A 255-nucleotide genomic window follows, 5' to 3' on the forward strand; every position below is an offset into this window, starting at 1 on the left:
CCCGCGACACGGTCGACTGCGACAGGCCCGTCTGCTTCGCCATCGACCGTGTCGACCAGTGGGTCGCGTTCTTCGGGGCCGATTCCAGCGTCCTGGCCACCAGGGCGGCCACCTGCTCGTCGGTGACCGATCTGGGACCGCCTGGGCGGGGCATGTCGCCCAGGCCGGCGATCCGGTGCTCGACGAAACGCGCCCGCCACCGGCCCACCGCATGCGGCGTCGAGCCGAGCCGAGCCGCGACGTCCTTGTTGGAAA

The 255-nt window shown here is 71.8% G+C and carries 1 protein-coding gene; it reads right to left on the reverse strand.

Going from position 1 to position 255, the window contains the following annotated elements:
* Positions 1-255 (reverse strand): helix-turn-helix domain-containing protein (locus MRBLMG1_RS03805; protein WP_367820701.1); only part of this gene is annotated, 255 nt, incomplete at both ends.

Origin of the sequence: Streptomyces sp. LMG1-1-1.1, from assembly GCF_040815545.1 — a bacterium.
In the GTDB taxonomy this organism is placed as follows: domain Bacteria; phylum Actinomycetota; class Actinomycetes; order Streptomycetales; family Streptomycetaceae; genus Streptomyces.